The sequence below is a fragment of the Delftia sp. WSY_10 genome (genome assembly GCF_043104705.1).
In the GTDB taxonomy this organism is placed as follows: Bacteria; Pseudomonadota; Gammaproteobacteria; order Burkholderiales; family Burkholderiaceae_C; genus Comamonas; species Comamonas tsuruhatensis.
Map to the genome: position 1 here is coordinate 103,194 of NZ_JBICKY010000053.1, position 24,480 is coordinate 127,673.

17 protein-coding genes are annotated in these 24,480 nt (G+C 66.6%); all 17 read left to right on the forward strand.

From position 1 onward, the window contains the following. The first annotated feature begins 3 nt into the window (after positions 1-3). The 17 genes from ACF8ML_RS21700 (at position 4) to ACF8ML_RS21780 (ending at position 24,091) form a co-directional block, all read left to right on the forward strand. A complete protein-coding gene (locus ACF8ML_RS21700; RefSeq protein WP_126313070.1) occupies positions 4-453 on the forward strand; it encodes a hypothetical protein in 450 nt (149 codons plus the stop codon). Between the two features lie 80 nt (positions 454-533). Then, complete coding sequence (locus tag ACF8ML_RS21705) at positions 534-917, forward strand: hypothetical protein (RefSeq protein ID WP_392407939.1); 384 nt, start codon at positions 534-536, stop codon at positions 915-917. Between the two features lie 28 nt (positions 918-945). Continuing rightward, entirely contained in the window at positions 946-1,542 is a 597-nt protein-coding gene (locus tag ACF8ML_RS21710) for a hypothetical protein (protein ID WP_392407940.1), read from the forward strand. Further along, positions 1,533-2,165, forward strand: a complete 633-nt coding sequence (locus ACF8ML_RS21715) for a DUF6682 family protein (RefSeq protein WP_392407941.1) — start codon at positions 1,533-1,535, stop codon at positions 2,163-2,165. The genes ACF8ML_RS21710 and ACF8ML_RS21715 overlap by 10 nt, the downstream gene beginning before the upstream one ends. A gap of 69 nt (positions 2,166-2,234) precedes the next feature. Beyond that, positions 2,235-2,651, forward strand: coding sequence for a hypothetical protein (locus tag ACF8ML_RS21720; RefSeq protein ID WP_034398312.1), 417 nt, complete (start codon positions 2,235-2,237; stop codon positions 2,649-2,651). Positions 2,652-2,654: 3 nt separating this feature from the next. Then, entirely contained in the window at positions 2,655-3,701 is a 1,047-nt protein-coding gene (locus tag ACF8ML_RS21725; RefSeq protein WP_392407942.1) for a hypothetical protein, read from the forward strand. Positions 3,702-3,703: 2 nt separating this feature from the next. Further along, positions 3,704-5,041 (forward strand): hypothetical protein, encoded by a 1,338-nt coding sequence (locus ACF8ML_RS21730; protein ID WP_392407943.1) that lies wholly within the window; start codon positions 3,704-3,706, stop codon positions 5,039-5,041. Further along, complete coding sequence (locus ACF8ML_RS21735; protein ID WP_392407944.1) at positions 5,041-6,381, forward strand: WD40/YVTN/BNR-like repeat-containing protein; 1,341 nt, start codon at positions 5,041-5,043, stop codon at positions 6,379-6,381. Before ACF8ML_RS21730 ends, ACF8ML_RS21735 begins: the two co-directional genes overlap by 1 nt. Beyond that, positions 6,378-6,716 carry a hypothetical protein gene (locus tag ACF8ML_RS21740; RefSeq protein WP_392407945.1) on the forward strand — a complete coding sequence of 113 codons (339 nt, stop codon included), beginning with the start codon at positions 6,378-6,380 and terminating at the stop codon, positions 6,714-6,716. The genes ACF8ML_RS21735 and ACF8ML_RS21740 overlap by 4 nt, the downstream gene beginning before the upstream one ends. Positions 6,717-6,749: 33 nt before the next feature. Next, positions 6,750-9,329: a hypothetical protein gene (locus tag ACF8ML_RS21745; RefSeq protein ID WP_392407946.1), complete on the forward strand. Its 2,580-nt coding sequence runs from the start codon at positions 6,750-6,752 to the stop codon at positions 9,327-9,329. After that, positions 9,326-11,242, forward strand: coding sequence for a DUF1983 domain-containing protein (locus ACF8ML_RS21750; RefSeq protein ID WP_392407947.1), 1,917 nt, complete (start codon positions 9,326-9,328; stop codon positions 11,240-11,242). Before ACF8ML_RS21745 ends, ACF8ML_RS21750 begins: the two co-directional genes overlap by 4 nt. After that, positions 11,239-11,658, forward strand: a complete 420-nt coding sequence (locus tag ACF8ML_RS21755) for a tail fiber assembly protein (RefSeq protein WP_392407948.1) — start codon at positions 11,239-11,241, stop codon at positions 11,656-11,658. The genes ACF8ML_RS21750 and ACF8ML_RS21755 overlap by 4 nt, the downstream gene beginning before the upstream one ends. A 44-nt stretch (positions 11,659-11,702) precedes the next feature. Further along, positions 11,703-12,119 (forward strand): GNAT family N-acetyltransferase, encoded by a 417-nt coding sequence (locus tag ACF8ML_RS21760; RefSeq protein WP_392407950.1) that lies wholly within the window; start codon positions 11,703-11,705, stop codon positions 12,117-12,119. After that, a complete protein-coding gene (locus ACF8ML_RS21765; protein ID WP_392407951.1) occupies positions 12,097-12,966 on the forward strand; it encodes a hypothetical protein in 870 nt (289 codons plus the stop codon). The genes ACF8ML_RS21760 and ACF8ML_RS21765 overlap by 23 nt, the downstream gene beginning before the upstream one ends. Then, positions 12,966-13,724, forward strand: coding sequence for a phosphoadenosine phosphosulfate reductase family protein (locus ACF8ML_RS21770; protein ID WP_392407953.1), 759 nt, complete (start codon positions 12,966-12,968; stop codon positions 13,722-13,724). Before ACF8ML_RS21765 ends, ACF8ML_RS21770 begins: the two co-directional genes overlap by 1 nt. Next, positions 13,721-15,298, forward strand: a complete 1,578-nt coding sequence (locus ACF8ML_RS21775) for a hypothetical protein (protein ID WP_392407954.1) — start codon at positions 13,721-13,723, stop codon at positions 15,296-15,298. Before ACF8ML_RS21770 ends, ACF8ML_RS21775 begins: the two co-directional genes overlap by 4 nt. A 60-nt stretch (positions 15,299-15,358) precedes the next feature. Then, positions 15,359-24,091 carry an LPD38 domain-containing protein gene (locus ACF8ML_RS21780; RefSeq protein ID WP_392407955.1) on the forward strand — a complete coding sequence of 2,911 codons (8,733 nt, stop codon included), beginning with the start codon at positions 15,359-15,361 and terminating at the stop codon, positions 24,089-24,091. Positions 24,092-24,480: the final 389 nt, after the last annotated feature.

Sequence of the window (24,480 nt, forward strand, 5' to 3'; positions counted from 1 at the left end):
GACATGGCTTTCAAGCAACTCAGTGCCGTGGCCGCAGGCCATCAGGCCCCCATCACCCCCGGCGGCTCCGAGCTGGTGCGCTCGCGCTTCGGCCAGCCCCTGGCCGTGGCAGACCATGCAGTCGGCGCCCGTGGCGTCATCGGCATCCTGCCCGCCGGCACGCTGCCCGTGTCCCTGTTCATCCGCGTGCCTGCCGCCCTGGGCGCTGGCTTCAAGGCCTCCATTGGCCTGGCGGATGCGGCGGGCGACATCAGCGCTGCGGCCGACGACGGCGGCGGTGCCTGGGTGACAGACAACGACGCGGGCGCGGCCGGCGGCTATGTGCACCTGGTGCCCGCAGCCTTTGCCAAGCTGGTGCCCAAGGACGAAGACCGCCGCATCGTCCTCAAGGTCACAGGCGCGGGCACGGCCGCAGGCCTTTTCGCCCTGGACCTGATCTACACGAACGCCTGACCGCGTGTGCGCGCCCCGCAAGGGGCTTTCCCCCGGTGGCATCCGCTACCGGGGCTTTTTGAACCACGGAGAACCAAACCATGAAGCTGTTCACTTCGCTGCCCGCACGCAAGGACGGAACCCTGATCGTGCGCGTCAAGGGCGCCACCTATGTTTTCGAGGGCAAGCCGCTGGCCTGCGAGGTCGAAAACGAGGCCCATGCCGAGCATCTGCGCGCCGGCAACTTCCAGACCGAAGAGGACTTCGAGGCCGAGCAGAAATTCCAGCGCCTGGCCGCCGAGCGCGAAGCCCGCCGCGCGGCCCTGGACGGCAAGGCCCCGTCCTCGCGCGGCACCTTCTCGCCCGGCGTGGGCCAGGACGACGACGATATCCTGGACGGCGGCACCGGCATGCCTCAGGAATCCGACTCTGCGCCCACCGGCCGCGTGCGCAAGGCATCGCGCGCTTCCAACGTGACCGGCTGATCGCACCATGGCCTCCTGGGAGAACTGGATGCCCGAGCTGGTTCTGGCCGCTCCCAAGGCGCCGGTACCGCTCATCCATATGGCGCTGAACCGCGCCGCGCGCACCTTCCTCAAGGCCACGCGCGCCTGGCAGGAGTGGCTGGAGCCTACGGACGTGACCGGCGAGGCCTTCGCCGAATACACCTTCGAGCTGCCCCAGGGCGCCGAGTTGCTGCGCCTGGAGCGCGCCACACTGGCCGGGCGCCCGCTGGAGGTGGCCAAGGCGCGCGACCTGCCTGCCGATCCCTGGCAGAACGAGCTGCGCGGCAAGGCCTACCTGGTCACGACGAACCTGCGCGAGTTCACCGTACGCACGGGCAGCGCGGGCCGGCTGCAGGTCTACACCTCGTTGATGCCGTCCCTGCGCGGCAACAGCGTGCCCGACGAGGTGGCCTCGCTCTACCATGAGGCCATCCGCGAGGGCGCCAAGGCCGAGCTGCTGGCCACCGAGGGCACGGACTACTACAAGCCCGACCAGGCCGGCGTGGCTCTGGCGTTCTTCCAGCGCGCCATGGATGACGCCACGGCCGACGTGTGGCGCTCCAACACCAGCCGCGGCTCGCGGGGGAGGGCGTCATGGCTTTGACCGTGGCCCAGCTGCTGGACGATGCAGCGCGCGACCTGCAGGACAAGGGGCACATTCGCTGGACCCGTGCGGATCTGCTGGACTGGTTCAACGCCGCGCAGCGCGCCTTTGCCGAGCAGCGGCCGGACCAGATGGCCCAGCCGCGCGACCTGGTGCTGGCCGCCGGGTGGCGGCAGGAGCTGCCGGCCGACGTGCTCACGCTGATCGACATCACGAACAACGCCAACGCCACGCAGCGGCGCATCACCAAGACCGACCTGTGGGTGCTGGACGCCGTGGCCGGCGCCTGGCGCTCGGGCTCCCCGGGCCGCGAGGTGCAGCACTACATGCACGACCTGGGCACGCCGCAGGAATTCCTGGTCTATCCGCCCGTGGCAGCAGGCACCAAGGTGCGGGCGGTGGTGGGTGTCGCGGCTGTGGATCTGGGAGATGAGAACGGCACGCCCTCGGTCCCTGAGCGCTGGATGGACGCGCTGCGGCATTTCGTGCTGTTCCGGGCCTGGTCCATCGATGCCGAGTTCGGGGGCAACGCCACCATCGCGGCGGCGCACCGCGCCCTCTACAACGAGGCGCTGGGTATTCAGGCCCAGGCTGCGGCCACCACGGCCGTGGCCCAGAAGTGAACCAAGCCTGCCATCCTGGCGGGCATCTTTCATCTGGGCGCTGGAGTGCTCGAAGCCAAAGGAGCCGACATGGCTGGTTTCAGCACATCCCTCGCCAACGCGATCATCAGCGCCACGCTGCGCAAGCAGGCCTTCCCGGCCATCCGCAACGCCTACTTCGCCCTGTTCACGGCCGACCCCACCGACGCCTTCACCGCCGGCACCGAGGTGGCAGCACCGTGGTATCAGCGCGTGGCCACGGGCGCCTTTGCCGCGCCCAACAACGGCGCCACCTACAACGCCGTGCGTGCGGAGTTCCCGCCCGTCACAGGCGCCCAGGTCACGGTCACACACATCGGGATCATGGAGGGTGACTCTGCCACCGATGGCACGGCCACCCTCATGTATTCCGAGCCGCTGCCGTCGCCGCGCACGCTGCAGATCAACGACGTGTTCGTGGTGGACAGCCAGGCGCTGACCGGCGACTTCACGCTGCAGCTGCTGTAAGCCATGAACCGGGGCGCTCTCAACGGGTTCGCACTCAACGGCCGGTCAGCCGACCCCGTGGTGCGCATCCGCGTGGACGCCAAGGGATATGCCCGCGTCCGAGTGGGCGGGCGCGTGCTCGCCTATGCCGTGGTGCACTCGGCCCCCGCTGCTGCACTGACAGGCCCGCTGGGCCGTGTGCACGCCAAGCTCTCGGCGGACTCCGTGGCGCGGGCGGCCGTGGAGGGCGTGCTGGGCCGGATTCACGTCCGCAGCCTGCTGGCCGCCACCGGCCGCGCGGTCCTCAAGGTCACGCTGCCGCCGGTCTACGGGCGCGTGGTGGCCAAGGCCACGGCCCGGGCCACCGTCAATGCCCATGTGCTGGCACGCACTCCCGTGGCGGCCGTCACACAGGCACAGTTCGCCCCCCAGACGCACCTGCTGCGTCGTGGCCCTGTCCAGTCGGCGCCGGCGGCGCGCGGCAAGGCGGATGGGCAGATCTACGTGCGCCGCTGGCTGCGCTCGCCCGTGGACGGCAAGGGCCAGGCCTTCATCGTGACCCAGGGCCGCGTCGAGGCGCGGCTGGCTGTGCTGACCCAGGGCCTGGCGCGCGGCGCCGTCGATCCGCACCGCCTGGTGCGCGCGCCGCTCGCGGCCCAGGGCGTGGCCTTTATCGACATCGACCCGGCCGTGCACAGGCGCCTGCCCTTCGATGAGGCAGCGCCCGAATCCCGAACCTTCCTCGTGCCCGCAGGAATGACCACCTTCTACGTTACCGACCAAGGGCAGAGCATGTTCCGTGCGTCCCCCATGCAGCCTGCAGACACGCAGGACTACGACATCGAGTTTGCTGACTGGTTTCCGCCAGGCGACGAGATTGTTTCCGTCGAACTCAAGGTGCGGCCGGCCATGCCCATGCCGCCGTCCTATGCCTTCGTGGGCCAGCGCGTGAAGGTCTGGATCTACGCGGGCGGCGCCGATGGCCAGAAGTACCAGATCAGCGTGGCCGCCACGACCAACGACGGCCGCACCAAGGAGGTGGAACTGATCGTGCCCATCAAGGAAAAATAGAAATGCCGCAGCTGTTCCTCAACAACTTCCAGACGCAGTTCATTGCTGACGTGCGCTCGGCGCCGCAGACAGGCGCCCCGGCCACCGAGCTGGACTATGGCGTGCTGCGCGTGTCCGATGGCGCGGCCGGCGTACTGCGCAACCCGGAGCCGGGCTCCTGGTATGTGCTCACAGCCTACAAGCGCAGCGGCTCGCTGGAGTCGGACTACGAGGTCCTGCACATCACGGCCGTGGACAACTCGGTCATCGGTGAATGCCGGCTCACAGTCTTGCGCGGCCAGGAAGGCACGGCGCCGCGCGCCTATGTGGCCGGCGATCTGCTGGAGCTGCGCTTGACCGCCGGCGGCATGGGCGTGAAGGTGGACCGCGAAGACGGCAAGGGCCTGAGCGCCAACGACTTCACCAACGCCGAGAAGGCCAAGCTGGAGGGCATCGCCGTCCAGGCCACCAGGAACGCCACGGACGCGCAGCTGCGCGACCGGACCACGCATACCGGCGTTCAGGCGATCAGCACCATCACGGGCCTGCAGGCCGCCCTCGATGCGCGCGCGCCCAAGGACAACCCAACCTTCACGGGCACTGTGTCGGGTATCAGTAAGGCCATGGTGGGCCTGCCCAACGTGGACAACACGGCCGACGTGGACAAGCCCGTGAGCACCGCGCAGCAGGCGGCTCTGGCCAACAAGGTGGACAAGGCGGCGGGCAAGGGCCTGTCTGCCGAGGACTTCACGGCCGAGCACAAGGCCAAGCTGGACGGCGTGGCCGCGCAGGCCACCAAGAACGCCACGGACGCCCAGCTGCGCGACCGCAGCACGCACACAGGCACGCAGGCCATCAGCACGGTGGCGGGCCTGCAGGGCGCGCTCGATGGCCGGCTCAAGCTGCGAACCTTCTCCGACGCAGAGCCAGCGGGCGGCGCGCCAGGAGACACCTGGGTCAACACCTCGGACAGCCGCGCCTGGATTGAATACGCCTGGTTCGATGACGGCAGCGGCGGCAAATGGCGGCGCCTCGGCCCGGCTGCCGATGGCGCGGGCCTGTCATCGAGCACGACCGTGCTCACGCCCGCGAACAACGGCGCGGCCTTGCCCGTGGGCCAGATCACGCGCGTCAACACGGCGGCAGGCCCGGTGACGCTGCTCGCGCCTGCCGCCTCCGCTGTGGACCTGCGTTTCGGGGTGCGCGACTACGGCAAGAGTTTTGGAAACAACACATTGACGATCAATCCGCAAGGCGCCGATTTGCTGATGGGCATGAATGTCGGTCTGGATGCCGATTTCAATTTGCCCGGTGAGCTGAGTTTTCGTTGTGTGCAGATTGGCCGATGGGAGATGGAATAATGAATCAGAGTCTGAGCGACTTGCTGGGAGTGAACAGCCTGCCACCTATTGGCAGTGTCAACCTTTTGCCCGACGTGGCAGATGCATTCGGCATCCAAAAAACGCAGGGTAAAACCTATCTGCGAGCCGGGGTTCTGGCGCGCGCTTCACTTTTTCCTGGAGTTCCCAACCACCTAAAACCTGTTGGGAACATGGCGGCAAAAGCCAGTCAGCCGCTTCCAATGCCTATTGGCGACATGGCAAGCGACGGAAAAAATACAGTGGTAGCTGTCGCTTTCGACAGCACCATATTCGTGTCTACAGATGCAGGAGACAACTGGGTCTCGCGCGGAAAGCTTGCCAGTGCGGCCGGCTATGCGTGGTCTATCGCTACAGATGGCAATGGTGTGTGGTTGGCGATGGCGCGCGATGGCACAGTGATACGTTCAACTGACAATTTTGCATCATGGAATGGAACGCTGACACCAGCGCAGGCGGGCCTGCTTGGGAGCGTTACCTATCCGTGCAGACTCGACTACGTGAACGGGGAGTTCTGGGCCACGCGAGTCAATTTGCCGCTCAGTGTCTCTGCTTCCAATAACAATCATCTGTATCGCCTAAGTTCTTCGGGAGCGGCGCTGACGCCTATCAGCTTGCCTGCAACAGGAGCGAATAGCGCGAGTTTTTATTTGTGCGGAGTATTTGGGAATGGTAAGGATGTCTTTGCCATTTTTAATATGGCGGGTGTGACAAATTATGCGCCAGGAGCAAATACTTGGACGTATGCTTACCAACTTGATAAAAACACCGGCGTATTTTCTGCTCCTTATGTTATTTGCTATCAGCCGGCAATGACTATGACGTGGGATGATGCGCAGCAATTGTGGTTGGTGTACGGAAATAATGTGTATTACTCTTCTGGAGCTTACACCTACTGCATGGACGTTCGTTTGTATGATTCTGAAATGAAGCTGGTTGCTTCCTGGGGTCCAAATAACATGACAACGCCAGGCGAGGGATATTACCCTGGAAACCCCGTTGGTGAAGTAATTTCATGGGGTGTTTGGGGGGTAATGATAAAGCCGAATAGAAATTATTGTCTTGATTTTGTGGGGCGCTCAGGATCAGCTCCTTCTGCAACCACATATTTTACGCAACGAGCATTTGGTGCGCGCGTTGATATTTCGGCCTTTGCTGCCAGTACATCTTACATTGGCGCTGGTGTGAAAGTGAGTAGGGATTTGGTTCTTGTTCATTCAAATGCTGGTGCACGGGATGTTTATCGGGTCTTTCCCTGTGTCGGGTTGGTATATCCGAATAGGCCTTCTCTAGATACCTCCATGTTTTTGAGGGTGGCATGATGAATCCGTCCGATTTTTTTATCGTTCCGCATCCGCAACCAGAGCTGACGCCAGGTCAGTTTCGCGCCTTGCTGACCTTGAGCGAGCAGCGCATCCTGGACAACTTCGACGTGCAGGAGTTCGCGACCTTCAATCCCAAGATCAAGGATCTTTCCATCGACCAGCGCGCCGACGTGCGCACGGGGATTGCCACCTACCGCGACAGCACCAGCGTGGATTTGAGCGACACCCGCACCGTCACCTTCATCAACATGATGGGCGCTTACGGCCTGCTGGACAGCGATGAGCGCGCGGCGCAGATCCTGGCGGGCCAGGTGCCGGCTCTGGCCGCGTAGGGCGCTGGTGCCAAGCCTGCCAGGGTAGCGGGCATGACCACTTACAAGCTGTCCGCATTCCCGGGCGAGGCGCCCAGCGTGTCCGATCGCGCGCTGGGCGCGAGCTTCGCCCGGGAGCACTTCAATCTCTTCCTGCCCAGCTCCGAGTTCTGGCCGCTGGCTACCGACCGCCGCCACTCGGCATGTCTGGCCGGCACCCGCACGCTGCACCGCTTCGCGCGCGATGTCAGCGGCGCCGTGCAGCAGAACCCGGCCGCGCCCATCCGCTCCTGGGTGCAGGAGCTGTCCCTGGTCAAGGGCCAGATCAACGACGAGGCCACCGAGCGCACCTACCAGACCACCAACGATGGCAGCGCAGCGCCGCGTGCGCTGGACGTGCGCGGCAATGACCGGCTGCTGGGCGTGGTGCGCCCGGTCAAGCCCACGGTCACGCTGCAGGTGGTGGACGAGTTCACCACCGAGGAGGCCAAGACCTGGCTGTATGGCGACTTCGCCGAGCTGGTGCGCGCAGATCTGCTGGCCACGGTGATCCAGCACGAGGGCCACCAGGAGGCCATCCGCTGGGATGCCAACGGCAAGGCCTATGCCGGCGCCACGTCCAACTACGGCCTGTCCCTGTCCACCGCAGTAGGCTCTGGCGCCTCGGCTGGCAACCTCTATGCAGTGGTCACGGCGGCCCGCGCGGCTGCGTGCGAGATGGACACTACACGCCTGGGTGCTGTCAAGACCGCCAGCGGCTGGGCCATCCCACTGGCCGCCATGCCGTTCAGCTACCCGTTCCGCCGGCCCGCTCTGGTGGAGGCGCTGCAGCAGCATGAGTTTCCGGAAACGGCCGGCGAGCGCTCCGGTGAATCCGTGCTCACGGCTGACCAGGCCGCCAAGCTGGCCGACCTGGTGGAGGAGGCCGTGGCCCCGGGCACCAAATGCGCCAACTGGCGCAGCGAGCTGGACAAGCTGGTGAAGGAGTTCGCCGACCTGGGCCTGACCAAGGCCTGGGCCACGCCGGGCGCGGCGCCCGTGAAGCCCAGCGAACCCAAGGCCGCGCAGTACTACTTCGACTCCGACAACAACGCCATCGAGCACGCCGACTGGGTGCAGTACCGGCGCGACCTGGAGGCCTACTACAAGGCCCTGGACACCTACACGGAAGGCAAGACCGCTGCCACCTCCCAGGCGGCCAGCCTGAATGCCCGCATGGTCGAGATCCAGCAACGCTGCAGCACGCTGGTGTCCAGCATCCAGACCCAGCTGGCCAGCCAGTACATCGCCGCCACGGGCGACACGGCCGTGATCGGCACCTGGCTGGACCAGCTGGGCGGCGTGGCCGACCTGGCCGGCAAGACCGTGGAGCGCGTGGTGGACTCGCGCTTCTACGTCGTGGCCTTCGTGACCGACTGGGGCGAGGAGTCCGAACCGTCGCCCATCTCCGAGATGCTGGAGGTGGACCAGAACGACACCGTGACCATCCAGCGGCCCCAGGCCATGACCGGCGAGCAGCATGCCGCGCGCCATGTCGTGAAGTGGCGCATCTACCGCAGCAACGCCTCGGCCGCAGCGGCGGCCTGGCAGCTGGTGCAGGAGCTGCAGATCTCCGTGGCCAGCTTCCTCGATGACAAGAAGGGCGAGGAGCTGGACAGCCTGCAGCCGCAGTTCACCTGGGCCGCGCCCCCGTACCGCATGGACAGCCAGTACGAGGGCGACAACAAGCCCAGCGTGGGCGCCAACCCCTACCTGCGCGGGCTCACGGGCATGCCCAACGGCATCATGGCCGGCTTCATCGACAACACCGTGGCCTTCTGCGAGCCCTACATCCCCTACGCCTGGCCCGTGGACTACCAGGTCACGACCGAGTGGCCCATCGTGGGCATGGCCGTGTTCGACCAGACGCTGTTCGTGGGCACGGCCGGCAATCCGTACTTCGTGACGGGCGCGCACTCGGCGCAGATGTCGGCCATCAAGCTCGACAGCAACCAGTCCTGCAGCGCGCGCCGCTCCATCGTGCCCGTGCAGGGCGGCGTGCTCTATGCCTCGCCCGATGGCCTGTGCCTGGCCAGCCCGGGCGGCGTGCAGGTGGTGACGCGGCAGCTGATCGCGCGCCAGGACTGGCAGCGCATGCAGCCGGCCAGCATGTTCGCGGCCGAGCACGAGGGCGTCTACTACCTGTTCTACGCCGGGGCCGGTGGCGGCTGCCTGGCGTTCAGCGCGCAGGACGGGGCCAAGCTGGGCCATACCGACCTGGGCAGCGCGGGTGTGACGGCGGTTTGGGTGGACCGCTTCAACGACCTCATGTACGTGGCGCGCGGCCAGGACATCCTGGAATGCTTCACGGGCGATGCCCTGCGCACGGCGCGCTGGCGCACAGGCCTGGCCACCCAGGGCCAGCAGCTGCCGCTGGCCTGGGCCAAGGTCTACGGCCTGCAGGACGCCCAGCACCCGATCACGCTGCGCCTGTGGGGTGACCGCCAGCTGCAGCACACGGCCCAGTTCACCGACCTGCAGCCGCAGCGCCTGCCGCCCGGGCGCTGGCTGGAGCACCAGGTGGAGATCGAGGGCGCGGCCCGCGTCACCAGCGTGGTGCTGTGCTCGACCACGGAGGAGCTGCGCAGCGTATGACCAACCGCAAGAAGATCGACACGGGCGCGGCCCGCCTCCCGGCCCTGGCCCGGGTCAACGTCCAGGACAAGGCCCTTTCAAACTGGATGCAGGCCGTGACCGAGCACCTGGAAGTGCGCTCCGGCGCCCGGGGCAACGAGTTCGAGCGCGGCGTGACCCTGCGCGAGCTGCTGGACCTGCAGGGCTCGGTGCAGGGCGTCACCCAGCTGCTGGCCACCGACAAGACGCCGGGGGAGGGCGAGATCGTCATCGACCTGGGCGGCGGGCTGTCGGCCACGGTGGCCGTGGAGCGCTTCGCCCAATCCATCATCGAATCACGCCTGTTCAAGAGCCTGGCCAAGACCCTGGACGACCCCAGCCGCTTCGACCACCTGGCGCAGGAGATCCGCGACGAGCTGCTGCGCTCCATCGCCGACGAGGCCGCCAAGCGCGGCGCCGAGGTGCGCGAGCTGCAGACCGTGGTGCAGAGCAACGAGCGCAGCCTGGCCATGGCCGTGCGCGAGGTCACTGCCAGCCTGCGCAACGCCAGCGCAGGCCTGCGCGCCACACAGGCGGCGTTCGCGGACGGCCAGCGGGCCATGGCCACCAACGTGCTGCAGCTGCAGGCCTCCCTGGGCAACTACTACCAGGACGGCAAGCCGGGCCGCGCCATGCTGGAGCAGGAGATGACGGTGCTGGCCGGCTACAGCGAAGGCCTGCGCGCGCAGTACACGCTCAAGGTGCAGGCCGGCGGGGCCCTGGCCGGCTACGGCATCGCGGCCGAGGAGGTCAACGGCAAGACTTCCAGCGCCTTCATCATCATGGCGGACAAGTTCGCCATCGTCTCCCCCAGCTACAACGCCGGCCAGATGAGCACGCCGCGGCCCGAGGACGTGGTGTTCGGCGTCGATGGCGATGGCATATATCTGCAGCGCAACGTCTACCTCAAGGGAAACATGCGCATCGACGGCCTGGGCAAGAAGCTCGTGGACGGCCTGCGCGGCTCGGTGCTGCTGTCCGCCAGCGGCAGCTTCTGGAGCGATGCCACCGCGCGCCAGGCCGTCTGGCAGGCCCTGGGCAACAGCGGCAGTGCGCCCAACACCAACCACCTGATCGTGGGCGATGCCGTGACCATCAGCAACGGCGCCGGCTTCACGCAGACCCGGCACTGGATGGGCGCGGCCTGGGTGATCCCCGCCGCCGTGCTCAACGGCGACCTGCTGGTGGACGGCACAGTGGCGGCCCGCAAGGTGGACACGCGCGGCCTCACCGTGCGCGACAACGCGGGCAACGTCATCCTGGACGCGAACGGCCTGGACGCGCAATGGCTGCGCAATCTCAAGGCCGCCCAGGTCAATGGCCTGGGGCCGCTGGCCACCAAGGACAAGGCCCGCATCGGCGACACCGTGGCGTTTCCGGACGGCACGACGATAAACACCAGCGACTTCATCAACCGGCTGCAGCGCATCACGTCCAACAACATCGGCGTGTTCATGGACACAGCGGCCATCGGCACGGCCTACATCGGCCAGGCGGCCATTGGCACGCTGCAGATCGCGGGCGGCTCGGTCACGTCCATGGCCAGCGGGGCAGGAGGAATGACCACGATCTACGGCGATAGAGAGGTTGAGCTGTGTTCGGCCTGGGTGAACAACGCCGCTGGCGGCTCCGGCGTGGTGGTCATCGCCCTGGTGAACGCCATGCCCGTGAACAGCAACGGCAGCCTGAGCCTCACCATATACCGGGGCGATATTGGCTTGCAGTACACCGGCACGTCGATGCCCAACGGCTACCGGACTTCGGCGCACAACAGCTGCTTCGACAGCAGCCCGCCGTCCGGCTGGACCTCCTACCGGCTCATGGCGCGGGCCGGCCCCGGCGAGACGGTCACGGTCTTCCTGTCCAACATCGTGGCCACGGGAGGGCGCCGGTGATTCACTTTATCGAGATCGACGGAGCCGGCCGCATCCTGCGCTCGGGCAGCGCGCCGTTTCGCCACCTCAAGGACATGCCCGGGGCGAATGGGAGCTTGCGCCGCGTGCCGTATCCCGTGCCGGACCCGAACGCCTTCTATTGGGACGGTGGCCTGGTGGCCGTGCCGGCGGCGCCCAGCTCGTTCCACCGCTTCGACGTGGCCAGCCGGGGCTGGGTCATCGACCTGGGGCAGGCTTGGTCCGCCGTGCGGGCGGAACGGGACAGGCGCCTGGCCGCCTGCGACTGGGTGACGCTGCGCGCCCAGGAGACAGGCGAGCCCGTGCCGGAGCCCTGGCTTGCCTACCGTCAGGCCCTGCGCGACATCACCGACCAGCCCGACCCGCTGGCTGTCGTCTGGCCCACGCCGCCGGCCTGATGCGTGCCAAGCCTGCCACTGTGGACGGCATGAGATCTCACACTTTGGAATATGAACTGCACGAGGTGCTGCCGTTCATGCGCGAGCGCATCGAAGGGTTTGCGGCCTCCGAAGGGATGCGCGCCATCGGTCTGAGGCGGCATGGCGCCCTTGTGGCTGGGGCCATCTACGAGGGCTTCAACGGCCACAACATGTGGGTGCACCTGGCCGGCGAGGAGGGCGGCCGCTGGATGACCCGCGACTTTCTGCGGGCAGGCTTCGGCTATCCCTTCCTGGTCTGCGGCTGCTCACGGATCAGCGGCTATGTGAATGAGAGCAACACGTCGGCCCGGCGCCTGAATGAGCACCTTGGGTGGGTGCCCGAGGCGCGGCTGAGCCGCGCGGCCCCGGACGGCGGCGACGTGATTCTGTATGTGATGAAAAGAGAGGACTGCCGATATGTCGCATTGGCACAGGACTGAGTTCGATTTCTTGCCCGAGCGCGCGTTCTCGCCGCGCCCCGGCGGATCGATGACCATGGAAGGCGGCAAGGGCAGCAGCACGCCCGCCCCCGATCCGCGTCTGGTCGAAGCCCAGGTGAAAAACCTAGGCATCCAGGACGACATGATCCAGCAGATCATCGGCAACGCGAACGACATGGCGCCGCTGCAGAAGGAGCAGACGCAGTTCGCGCTCGACACCTCGCGCACCGCGTGGGAGCAGTCTCAGGCCGACCGCGACTATGCGCTGGGGCGCCGCGACAAGCTGACGGGCCTGCAGGACACCATGATCGAGGATGCGCGCACCTTCGACACGGAGGCCAAGCGCGAGGAGCTGGCGGGCCAGGCGGCTGCCGATGTCTCCAACGCCTACGAAAGCGCCAAGCGCACGCAGGGCGCAGAGATGGCCCGCATGGGCATCAACCCCGCTGATGGAAAGTATGGTGCCGCGTCCAATGCGCTGGCCGCCGGTGAAGCGCTGGCCACAGCGACAGGCAAGAACTCGGCCCGAACCGCTGCGCGTGCGGAAGGGCGGGCGCTGACGGACCGGGCCTCGAATGCGCTGGCCGGCTATCCCGCCATGGGCATGCAGACGACGGCGGCCACGGCCGGCTACGGCGCCTCGGGCCAGAACATCGCCAATACCGGCCTGGCTGGCCTGAACTCTGGCTATGGCCAGGCGGCGGGCATGGCCGGCAACGCTGGCAACAGCGCGGCCAACATGTGGGGCCAGCAGTCCAATGCCTACCAGCAGTCCCAGGCCACCAGCGGCGCGGGGGCGGGCGCCATCTTGGGCGCTGGCATGTCCGCTGCGGCCATGTTCTTCTGATGCGGGCCGCAGACATTGCCGCCAGCGTGGGCCGGGCGATTGCCGGCCGGCGCGCTGCGCTGCATTTCAGTGGGGGCAAGGACTCTCTGGCATGCCTGTACCTGCTGCGCCCCCTGGTGGAGCAGGGCCTGCCCGTCTACTGGCTGTCCACGGGCGACACCATCCCGGAAACACGCGCGGTCGTGGAGCAGGTGCGCGCGTGGATTCCGGATCTGCGCACCGTGCAGACGGATGTGCTCGCCTGGAAAGCTGCCCATGGCATCCCGAGCGACGTGACCACGGCGCAATCGAGCTGGATCGGCCGGGCCTACGGCATGAGCGACACACCGCTGGTGGGCCGCATGGACTGCTGCGTGGCCAACCTGATGCAGCCCATGCACCAGCGCATGCTGGCCGATGGCATCGAGGTGGTGATTCGCGGCACCAAGCTGGCCGACACCGGCCAGGTGCCGGCCCGCGGCCCAGGCGATGCCTACGAGGTCTTGCTGCCGCTGCTGCACTGGAGCCATGACCAGGTGTTCCAGTTTCTGCAGGAGGTGGGCGCCCCGCGCAATGCCGTCTACGACACCTTCCGCGCCATCAGCGCGCCCGAGTGCCTGCACTGCAGCGCATGGTGGGACGACGGCAAGGCCGCCTATCTCAAGCAGCTGCACCCCGACAAGGTGGTGCAGTACCGAGTGAATCTGCAGACCATCCGCGCCGAGCTGGCGCGCCGGGTGCAGGAGTTGGACAGCGAATTGAAGGAGTGCGAACAATGAATTTGGGAAATGGCTTCGCTGCGGGCCTGGCACAGGGGCAGCAATTCACCCGGGGCATATTCGACGCATACCGCGCTGGTCAGCAAATGGCCGACGTGCAGGACCAGGCCGCGCAGAAAGAGGCGCTGAAAGGCATTGCCAGTGCCACAGCCGTGGAGTCCACGGGCTATACCGCCGACCAGGGCAAGGAACTGGAAGGCCTGGCCGCCAAGGGCTACAAGATCGACTTTGACGACGCCCAGAAGGCCTATGTCGCGCGCAACGATGCCGGCGACACAAAGACCATCGCCATGCAGGGTGTGACCGACTTCCTGGGCGAGCGCTCGGTGGGGTCGTTGAGCCGCGAGCAGCAGGACAGCACGCGCATGCTGGCCATGGCCGACGTGATCGGCCGCACGGACCCCGAGCGCGGCCTGCAGATGCGTCAGCAGTTCCGCCAGGGCCAGCATGCTGAAAAGCGCCAGGCCCGCGAGGAAAAGCAGTGGGCCAGAGAGGACGGCATCGAGGCGCTGGACAAGGAAATTGGACAGTCATTCAAGGATTCCTTGCGGGGCGAGGACGGAAAGGAGCGTGCCGCCACGGCCGATGACTATCTGGCCAACATGCAGCAAAAAATCGCGCGCTACTCTGGCGCCGGCTTTGCCAAAGAAGCAGAGAGCGCCATGAAAGAGCACTACGCCATGGCCAACATCAAGCTGCAGACGGAAAGCAAGGAACGCGAGGCAGCCATTACCAAAACCATTGCCCGTCTGGATGCCGGCGATGCCTCGGGCGTGGTGGACTACTACAACAAGTTCTTGCCCACAGGGGACAAACTCACCGGGGTGGAGCTGGGCAAGGATGGGAAGGTCGTGGCGCAGCGTGTGCGGCCGGACGGCAGTGAATTGCCGCCAATGACCATGGGCTCCATTGATGAGCTTCGCACTGGGTTGCTCAAGAGCGCTGACTACAAATTCGCATACCAGATCAGCCAGGACCAGTTCACCAACAATTTGAAGCTCCGTAGCGAACGACGCGCCGACAACGCCGACCGCCGCGCCGCCGGGGCCGATGCCCGTGCCGCCGCATCGCACGGCATCGCCATGGAAGACCGCCGCGAGCGGCTCCAGGACAAGCGCGAGCTGCGAGATGTGCGCGAGGCCATGGCGCGCGAGTCAAACCCCAGCATGTCGGACACCCAGATCCGGGCTGTGCGCGCCGGCATCCTGCAGACACCGGGTGCGGACAACGCCAAGGCCAAGTACGACTATGACCCGGTGAAGGTGCAGAAGGCATTTGGGGAAACCATCCCCGCCCGATATGCGGGAGAAAAGGACACCGTGAAGCGGGATATGGAGAAGGAGCGGCGCTTCCAGGAGTTCATGGCCGACAACCCCAACATCAGGGACGTGGACGAGGGGCTGGTGAAGTTCAACACCGCAGAAGTGAAGCGCACGCGAGGGGAGAAAGCCGGCCGGGCATCGGCCGTGCAGGGAGCCATGTCGCCGGAGGCCATTGCCACGACGGCCAAGAAGTACGGCATGACCGAGGACCAGGTGCGCGACAAACTGCGCTCCCAGGGCCTCATCAAGTAGGCGGGCTTGGGGCGTACCAAGCCTGACAGCCTCGACGGAGTTCCATCCGCGAGGTAATGCATGCCCCAGACCCCCCAAACCGCCGCCGATGGCGGCGTTGACCTGTTCGAGATTGCCGGTATCAATCCCACGGCGAAGACGGCAACCCAGGCCTCGGCCGGTGACGTAGATCTTTTCGAGCTGGGCGGAATCTCCATCGATGTGCCCAAGCCGAAGCCGCAGGGTATAGGCGGCTATGTGGCAGACGCCATCACCGACGTGTTCAAGCGCGCGGGCGGCGCAGCCCTCTCTGGCGTAGCCTCCGCGCCCGAAGCTGCCCAGTCGGGCATCCGCGCCACGGTGCGCAGCGGCGCCGGCGGCGACCCCGCCACGGTCATGCCCGGTGGTGCTTTCATCCCAGGCATTGACACAGACGAGGCCATCAACGGCCCGATGACGCAGCAGCAGCGCGACCGCCGCGAGCTGCAGGCCGAGCGCGCGGCCGTGGGCGTGCGCCTGCCGGGCGCCGAATCGCTGGCCCGCGCCGGCCGCGATGCGCAGAAGGCCATCAACGACACGACCAGCCAGGCCACGCAGGACGCCGTGGCCAACTCCCAGATCACGGGCAATCTGCTCAAGGGCGAGATCGACTTCGGCAAAGACCCATCGGTGCGCGGCTTCCTGATGCAGGGCGCAGACGTGTTCGGCAGCATGTTCCCCGTGGTGGCCACGGCACTGGCCACGCGCAGCCCGGGCGCGGCCGGCGCGGTGGGCGGCGCCATGGCAGCGGGCGAGGGCGTGGAGAACGCGCGGGAGTTCATCGCCAAGCAGTCGCACGAGCAGCTGCTGGACACCAGCCCGCTGTACCGCCGCATGATCGATGCCGGCGCGCAGCCCGACGAGGCGCGGCGCATCACCAGCGCCAAGGCAGAGGACGCCTCGGCGCTGCTGCAGGGCGCGGTGGCCACGTTCGGCGACCGCTTCACCGGCAAGCTGGTGACGGGCGGGCTCGACCCGCTGCTGGCCCGCGTGGCCGGCCGCTCGGTGCTGGGCAAAGCGGCTGCAGGCGCGGGCATCTCGGCGTTGGAGGAGGGCACGCAGGAACTGACCGAAGGCGTGGCCTCGGACCTGGGCACCAAGAGCGTGGCCCACGGCAAGGAAATCGGCGAGGACTCGGCTGCCAACTTCGTGCTGGGTGCGCTGGGCGGATCTGCACCAGGTGCTGCGCGCGGCGTGGTGGCCGGCGTGAAGGATCGTAGGGGAGCCCAGGCGGATGCCGGCGGGCGCAGCACGGTCATCGACGTGACCTACAAGGATGCCGAAGGCAACACGGTCACGGACGTGGCCACGACCGCAGACGCTGGCCAGGGCGACGGCGCTGCAGCTGCGCCTGCCCCTGCACCGGCACAGACGGAGCAGCACGCCGAGCAGCAGCGCGTGCAGCAGCCCGATGGCACGCCCGAAACCATGGACAGCACCACGGCTGCCACGCGCCTGGCCGAGCTGGAGGTGATCGACAGCACCACGGGCCTGAACCCTGCGCAGCAAGTGGAGCGTGCAGCGCTGGCCCAGCGCCTGGAACAGGACGCGGCGCGCGAGGCCGAGCTGGAAGCCCTGGGCGATGAGCCCCAGACCGTGGCGGCCGAAGCTGCTGCGGCCGAACAGGCCCCGGCGTTTGATCCTGGTGCAGTGCGGTCCAAGACATGGCCCCAGTTCGTGCACGAGCGCGGCGAGAAGGTGGCCACCCTGCGCCGGGGCACGCCCATCTGGGACCAGCTGCAGCACGAATGGGCCGCAGTGAAGACGCGCCGCGCCGGCACAAACCCCGAGGGCACGGGCGCCGCCGGCACGCCCGTGCAGGAGATCCAGAACCGCGACCGCAGCCGGCCTGCCAGCGTGGTGCAGATGCAGGGCATGGCCCAGAACCCCGATTACCTGCGGCTGGGCGTCTCGCGCAGCCCCGAATCGGGCGCTCCCATGGTGTTCGCCGTGGGCGACCAGGCCGACGCCGTGCAGGCGCTGGGCCGGGCCGACGTGGCGGTGATGAGCGATGGCCAGCGCGTGCCGTTCCGCTACGGCGTGATGGAGGCGGCCGACGTGCAGCCGTCCAACTTCGCGGACGGCGCCGTCAATCCGCTGTTCGACGCAGCGCACCCGGGCACCGTGAAGGCCCTGAACAACGGCCGCGTGGCAGGCCTGCGCGCTGCCTATGAGCGCGGCACGGCCGACGCTTACCGGCAGGAGCTGGCCGCCGACAGCGACATACACGGCATCGACCCCGCCGCCATCGCCGGCATGCAGGCCCCTGTGCTGGTGCGCCTGTATTCCGAGAAGGACAACCAGGTCAACATGGGCGCCAAGAGCCAGAGCCAGGCCCTGGGCCTGTCGGCCACGGAGCAGGCTGCCACCGACGCGGCCCTGGTGGACGGCGGGGTGCTGGAAGTGTTCGACAGCGGCGCCCTGGACAGCGCCGCGAACCGGGACTTTGCCCGCGCCTTCATCGGCAGGCTGCAGGAGCAGGGCCAGGACGTGGCCGGAATGGTGGACGCGAGTGGCGCGCTCTCGCCAGCCGGCGTCACCCGCCTGCAGGCGGCGCTGGTGCACAAGGCCTACGGCGACGGCGACCTGGTGGAATCGCTGTTCGGCTCCACCGACAACGACATCCGCGCCATCGGCGAATCCCTCAAGGCCGTGGCCGGCGAGTGGGCCAACCTGCGCCTGGCGGCCGAGCGCGGCGCCATCAATGCCGAGGTGGACGTGACCGAGAACCTGCTGCAGGCCATCCGCCTGGTGCAGAAGGCTCGGCGCGAGCGCGCGGCCCTGCACGACGCTGTGCAGCAGGTGGACATGCTGACGGGCGATGTGCCCGACGCCCTGACCGTGGGCCTGCTGCGCCTGCTGTACAGCGGCCACTACCTGACTCGGCCCGTGGGCCGCGACCGCCTGGTGGAGTCCCTGCGCGCATACATGGCCGCAGCCTTGGCGACCTCGGCCAGCGGTGATATGTTCGGCGAGCAGGTTGGACCTGCCGCAATTCTTGCTGCCCTGAGCGGCCAACCCGTCCCACAGCCACAACAGACCAATGACACAAGCACCGACTCCCAGCAAGCCCCAGCCCCAACCCCGCAAGGCAGCCGAGAACCCACTGGCAGCGATGCTGCTGGGGAGCGTGCTGATGCAGCAGGGCCAGAAGCACGGCGACAAGAGCCAGACGGAGCAGGGCGAGCAGCTGCTGGAGATCGCGCAGACGGCCCAGGGCAAGAAGCAGACGCCGACAGCGGCGCCGTAGCGCCCGAGCTGGAGCTTTCCAGCTACACCCCCGACGAGATCCAGGCCCAGCAGGCCCAGCAGCAGGAGGCCGAGCAGCGCCGTGCGCGCGACGACGCCCAGGCCGAAGCCCAGGCGCGTGCCGAACGCGAGCGCAAGGAAGTGGCCGAGCGTCAGGCCGCCAGCGCCGAGCACTTCCAGCTGGGCCAGGACGCGAAGGATGCGCTGAGCGGCCAGCAGGGAGTTTTTGACAAACCGGCCGCGGCTGGGCCGGTGCGGCCAGACACTGCTGCAGCACCTGCAGCACCTGCAGCACCTGCAGCACCTGCAGCACCTGCAGCACCTGCAGCACCTGCAGCACCTGCAGTGAGCCAGCGGCCCAAGCTGCGTGACACGCGCGGTAAAGGCGTGCGCCTGCATGGCACCAGCCGTCCGCTGCCCGCAGGCGGCCCCACGAATGATGGCGTCTACCGCGGCAACGTCCTCAACATTTACGGCCAGGGCTTCTACACCACAGACGCCGCCGACATCGCCGCCGGCTACACCCGCAAAGGGCAGGGCGGCGAGCCCACGCTGTATGAGATTGCCGAGCACTCTCCTGTCCGCCTGTATGACATGGATGCTCCGATGGAGCCAGAAGTGCAGTCCATGGCCAAGCGCGTTCTGGACGGCCTGGCCCGCGATGAGAACACGGAGACGGGCGAGCGCATCACCACGCTGGCCCAGCTGTTCGACGAGGCGCGCGCCGAGTCTCGCTACGAAGGCGTGAGTGCGGACGAGCTGCAGGAGCGGTTCGACGGCATTCGCTACAACTTGGAGGACATGGGCTATCGCGGGTTTGCGCATGTGGGCGGAGGAAAAACCGGCAACCAGGCTCACAAGGTGAACATCTACTGGTATCCCGAGGATGATTTGTCCGTCACGCGCAGCGAGCTGTCCCGCTTTGAGGAAGGGGCTGAGCAGCCGGCGGGAGTACCGTTCAAGCGCGCGGAGAGTTCCGTGGCGCCCACCATGACGGCAGACCTGGCGCAGGAACTGCTGCGCATCGCTGGTGGCGCGGCGCAAGCGGGCGCGCGCCGTGCGCCCCAGGCGCCCATGGCGCGCGTGCAGAAGGTCGTGGACGAAGTGCGCCAGGCCTGGGCCAACGCGCCGCGCATCAATGTGGTGTTCGACCTGCAGGACCCGCGCGTGCCACAGGAGGCGCGCGACACGGAGCGACTGCAGGCGGCCGAGGGCGCGGAGGGCGTGCCCAAGGGCTTCTATTTCGATGGCGAGGTCTACCTGGTTGCGAGCCAGCTGGCCACGCCCGAGGAAGTGGCTCGCGTGCTGTACCACGAGGCGCTGGGCCACCACGGCCTGCGCGGCGCCTTCGGCGAGAAGCTGGATGCGGTGCTGGACCAGATCATCGTGGCCCGCCCCCGCGAGGTGCGCGCCAAGCTGCAGGAGTATGGCGAGCTGGACGACCTGGTGGGCCGGCGCTACGCGGCCGACGAGGTGCTGGCCGAGATGGCCGAGACACAGCCGCAGCTGGGCTTTGTCCGCCGCGCCGTCGCCGCCATCCGCGCCTGGCTGCGCACCCATGTGCCCGCGCTGCGCGACCTGGCCATGACGGACGCGGAGATCATCCGCGACTTCATCCTGCCTGCGCGCCGCTGGGTGGAGCGTGGTGCGGCGGCCGCTGCATCGGCGGTGTCGGCACGGCCCAAGTACAGCCTGGACAGCGGCGCTGGCCGGCGGGCGCTGCAGGAGCTGTCCCAGCTGGACGACTTGTTCACCTTGCCAAAGTCGAAGCAAACGGATCTGAAGGCCATCGCCAAGGAGCACGCTCCGGACATCGAGGTGAGCAAGCCGGTGAGCATTGCCGGCCGGCAGGAATACACGTTGAAGATGCCTGATGGCAAGAAGGCCACGCTGTCGGTACGCCAGCCCAACCCATACGGCGAGCAGGTCTACGACATGCTCTACACGGCGGAGGGAATGGAGGCCGTGGCCGGCAGGCCTGGCGAGAACCCGGAGGATGTGCCTCCGACCACAGACGTGTGGCTGGACGTGTCCAAGTTGTCCCGAGGGGACTCGGGTGCCATGGCGTACAGCATCGCCGCCACCTTCGCGCACAACACGGACAGCATCTTCATCGGCGATCCTCACGGGCTGAGCAAGACCGCGCTGCGTCGCCGGCTGGAGCAGATGCTGTCCAGCGCCTTGAAGTTCGGCACCACGCGCCACCTGGCGCCACACCCTGACCAGGTGCGCGGTGGTCACGGAGTGCCGGGCCTACGCTGGATCTATGGGGATGACGTCGGCAATGTGGAGCGCATGATTGCGGCGAGCGTGGCTGCCACGGATAATGCGTTCCCAACCTCCAACCAGATTGAATATGACGCAGACAGTGGATCGTTCCGACTTTCCAATTCCGGGAAGCAACTATCAAGACAGCAACTGGCTGGCTTGGTTGGACAATCCATCCGAGCAAGACGTGCAGTGGCTGGAAGCGGACCGGCAGAAGCGGAAGCTGGCTGGCGAACAGTTGCGCGAGCGGCTGTCTGGCGTGCCCTTCTACGCGGAGAGGGCAGCGCGGGTGAAGGCAATCGACGGGGACGAGGCGCTGTACTGGGAAGGTTTGCTGAGCGGCACGCACAAGTTCTAGGCGACCCCAGCCCCAAGCTGCGCGTTTTCTACAGCCGCGGCCCCGCTTCCGGCGCGGTCACTCCAGTGCAGTCCAAGGGCCGCCTGGGCCGTCTGCAGGACAAGGTGGCGGACCTCACCGGCTACCGCTCGGTGGATGACTTCCTGTATTCCTGGCAGGACAAGTTCATCGATCTCAAGCGCATTCAGGAACACATCAAGGCCCTGAACGGCACCGTCAGCGAGACGAACGACGCCTACCGGGGCGAGGAGCTTTACCACAAGCGCGTGGCCAAGCGCACGGCCAACTTCCTGCGCGACGAAGTGCAGCCGCTGCTGCGGCGCCTGAACGCCACGGGCATCGCCATCGAGGAGTTGGAACGCTTCCTGCACGCCCGCCACGCTCCCGAAGCCAACCGCGTCATGGCCGAGCGCAACCCCGGCGCCCAGCAGCTGCAGGCGCAGCGCGATGGCGCCGGCAAGACCGTGGAAGATCTGCGCCGCCAGCTGCAGCGCGCCCAGGCCCGGGGCATGGCCACCGGCCCGGTGCAGAAGGCGCTGGGCCAGGCGCTCATCGACCAGGACCGCTGGGACAGCGCCGAGGCCTTCGACGGCACCGAGGAGGAGCGCCTGTCGCTGTCGGGCATGAGCGATGCCGAGGCCCAGGCCATCATGGCCGGCTACGACCCGGAACAGCGCCAGGTGCTCGAGGAGCTGGGCACGCGTGTGCACCGGATGAACGAAGGCACTCTGCAGACACTGGAGAACTACGGACTCATGGACCAGGCCACGCTGACGGCCTGGCGCAAGACCTACCAGCACTACGTGCCGCTGCACCGCGACGAGGCCCACCCTGACAGCAAGGCCCACCCCATCGGCCAGGGTTTCAGCACCAAGGGCGATGCATCTAAGAGGCGCACCGGCTCGAACGAGCGCGTGACCAACATCCTGAGCCACATCGTCATGCAGCGCGAGGCGGCGCTGACGCGCGGCGAAAAGAACAACGTGGTCAAGCGCATGTACCTGCTGGCAGCGCAGAACCCGGACAAGGAGCTTTGGAGCCTGGAACTGCCCAAGAAGAAGGCGCTGGACACGGACACGGGCCTGGTCAAGACCATGGTGGATCAGGGCGCCAAGGCGCGCGACAACGTGGTGACGGTGCGCATCGGCGGCAAGGATCGGTACATCGTCTTCAACGAGCGTAACGAGAAGGCCCTGCGCCTGGCCGTGGCCATGAAGAATCTGGATGCCATGGAACTGGACCGCTTCACGCGGATTGCTGCCTGGATTACGCGCTGGTTCGCATCGGTGAATACCCAGTACAACCCTGTGTTCGGTGTCATTAACCTTGCGCGCGATCTACAGGGCGCCATGCTGCAGCTGTCCACTACGCCACTGGCCGGCAAGCAGGCCGAGGTGTTTCGCAACATCCGCCAGAACACGCGCGCCATCTACAAGGAACTGCGCCGCGAGCGCAAGGAAGAGGGCGCTCCCACCGGCCAATGGGCGCAGCTGTGGGAGCAGCTGCAGCTCGATGGCGGCACGACAGGCTACCGCGACCTGTATGCCGATCCCAAGGACCGCGCCAAGGCACTGCAAAAGGCGCTGGACCAGGCTGGCCAGGGCACATCAGCTGCCGCCGGCGGCCGGGCTCTGCTGGGCTGGTTGTCCGACTTCAACGAAACGCTGGAGGCGACCACGCGCCTCGGCGTCTACAAGGCCGCGCTGGACCAGGGCATCAGCCGCCAGGAGGCGGCCAGCATCGCCAAGAACATCACGGTGAACTTCAACCGCAAGGGCCGCAACACCTCCGTGGTGGGGGCGCATTTTGCATTCCTGAATGCGGCGATCCAGGGCAACAAGCGCATGCTGGAGACGCTGGCGGGGCCTGCCGGGCGCAAGATCATGATGGGTGGTGTGGCCCTGGGCATGGTGTCGGCCATGGCGGGGTATTTGATGATGGGCGGCGGCGATGGCGCCGACGACGAATGGAAGAAGATCCCCGAGTTTGTGAAGGAGCGGGCGATCATCATCCCGCTGGGCCGACAGGACTATGTGGCCATCCCGCTGCCCTTGGGGTTCCATGTGTTCCCCAACATCGGCCGCACCATCGTGGAGATGGGGGTGCACGATGACCCGACCAAGAGCCGAATGGGGCACGTCCTGGACATGGCTGTGCTGGCCCTCGATGCCTACAACCCGCTGGGCGGGTCTGCGGATCTGGGGCAGATGGCATCGCCCACCTGGTTTGATCCTGCGCTGGCCCTGGCTCGCAACAAGGACTGGACAGGCCGCGAGATCTACCGAGAGGACCGGAATTCAAATGACCCGACGCCGGGCGCGAGCCGTGTGAAAGATTCGACGGCAAAGCCCTACCGCTGGTTGGCTACCCTTGCCAATGCCTCGACGGGCGGCAACGATTGGCGGCCTGGCGCTGTCAGCCCAACGCCAGAGGCTGTCGAGTACTTGGTTGAACAGATCACCGGTGGCGTGGGCCGCGAGGTGAACAAGGCCGTGGCCATGACCACCTCCGCCTTCACTGGCGAGGAACTGGCTCCGCACCAGGTTGTTCTGGCAGGCCGGCTCTATGGGAACACGCGCGGCGCCAATGGCCAGAGCAACGCCTATTACGAGAACCTCAAGCGCATCAACATCAGCGAGAACGAATTCAAAGCCCGGGTTCACGGCGGCGAGGATGCTGATGCCGTGCTGGCTGATGTGCCGTTGGCAAAAGCACACGATGCGGCAAAGGCGTTGGATAAGAAGATCTCGAATCTGCGCAAGTTCCGCCGAACGGTGCAGGCCGGAGATGCCTCTGACAAGCGCGACCAAGTCAAGGCCATCAATCTTGAGATTGAACTGTCAATGCGGCAGTTGAACCAGGAGGTTGAGGGCGTGCTTGACAAATTTCGGGAGCGCTGACGGAATTATTTGGTCGAAGTTGCGTCAAGCTGCTGCTGATCTTCTCATTCTTCGACCAATGGCTTGGCGCATTCTGCTATGCAGCTACGGTAGCTTGTGACATAAAAGATCATTGAAAAATACGCTGTTGTGAAATTTCCATTGATTCCATAGACAATGGTGTAACAGAATGCGATAATTTGATATAAGGAATGTGGTGTGTCAAGAACCACCCCCCGTGACCCAGTGACCATCGGCTACTGAGCTAAGTCAAATAAGCCGGCGAAAATTCGTTGTACGCAGTGTGGCTGAGCGGTACACCAACCTTTCGAGCTCCTACTTGGTTCGGCGTTTGGCATGTCTGATGCGGGATGTGCATCTCCCTTTGTTGTGACCTTTGTTTAAGAGGA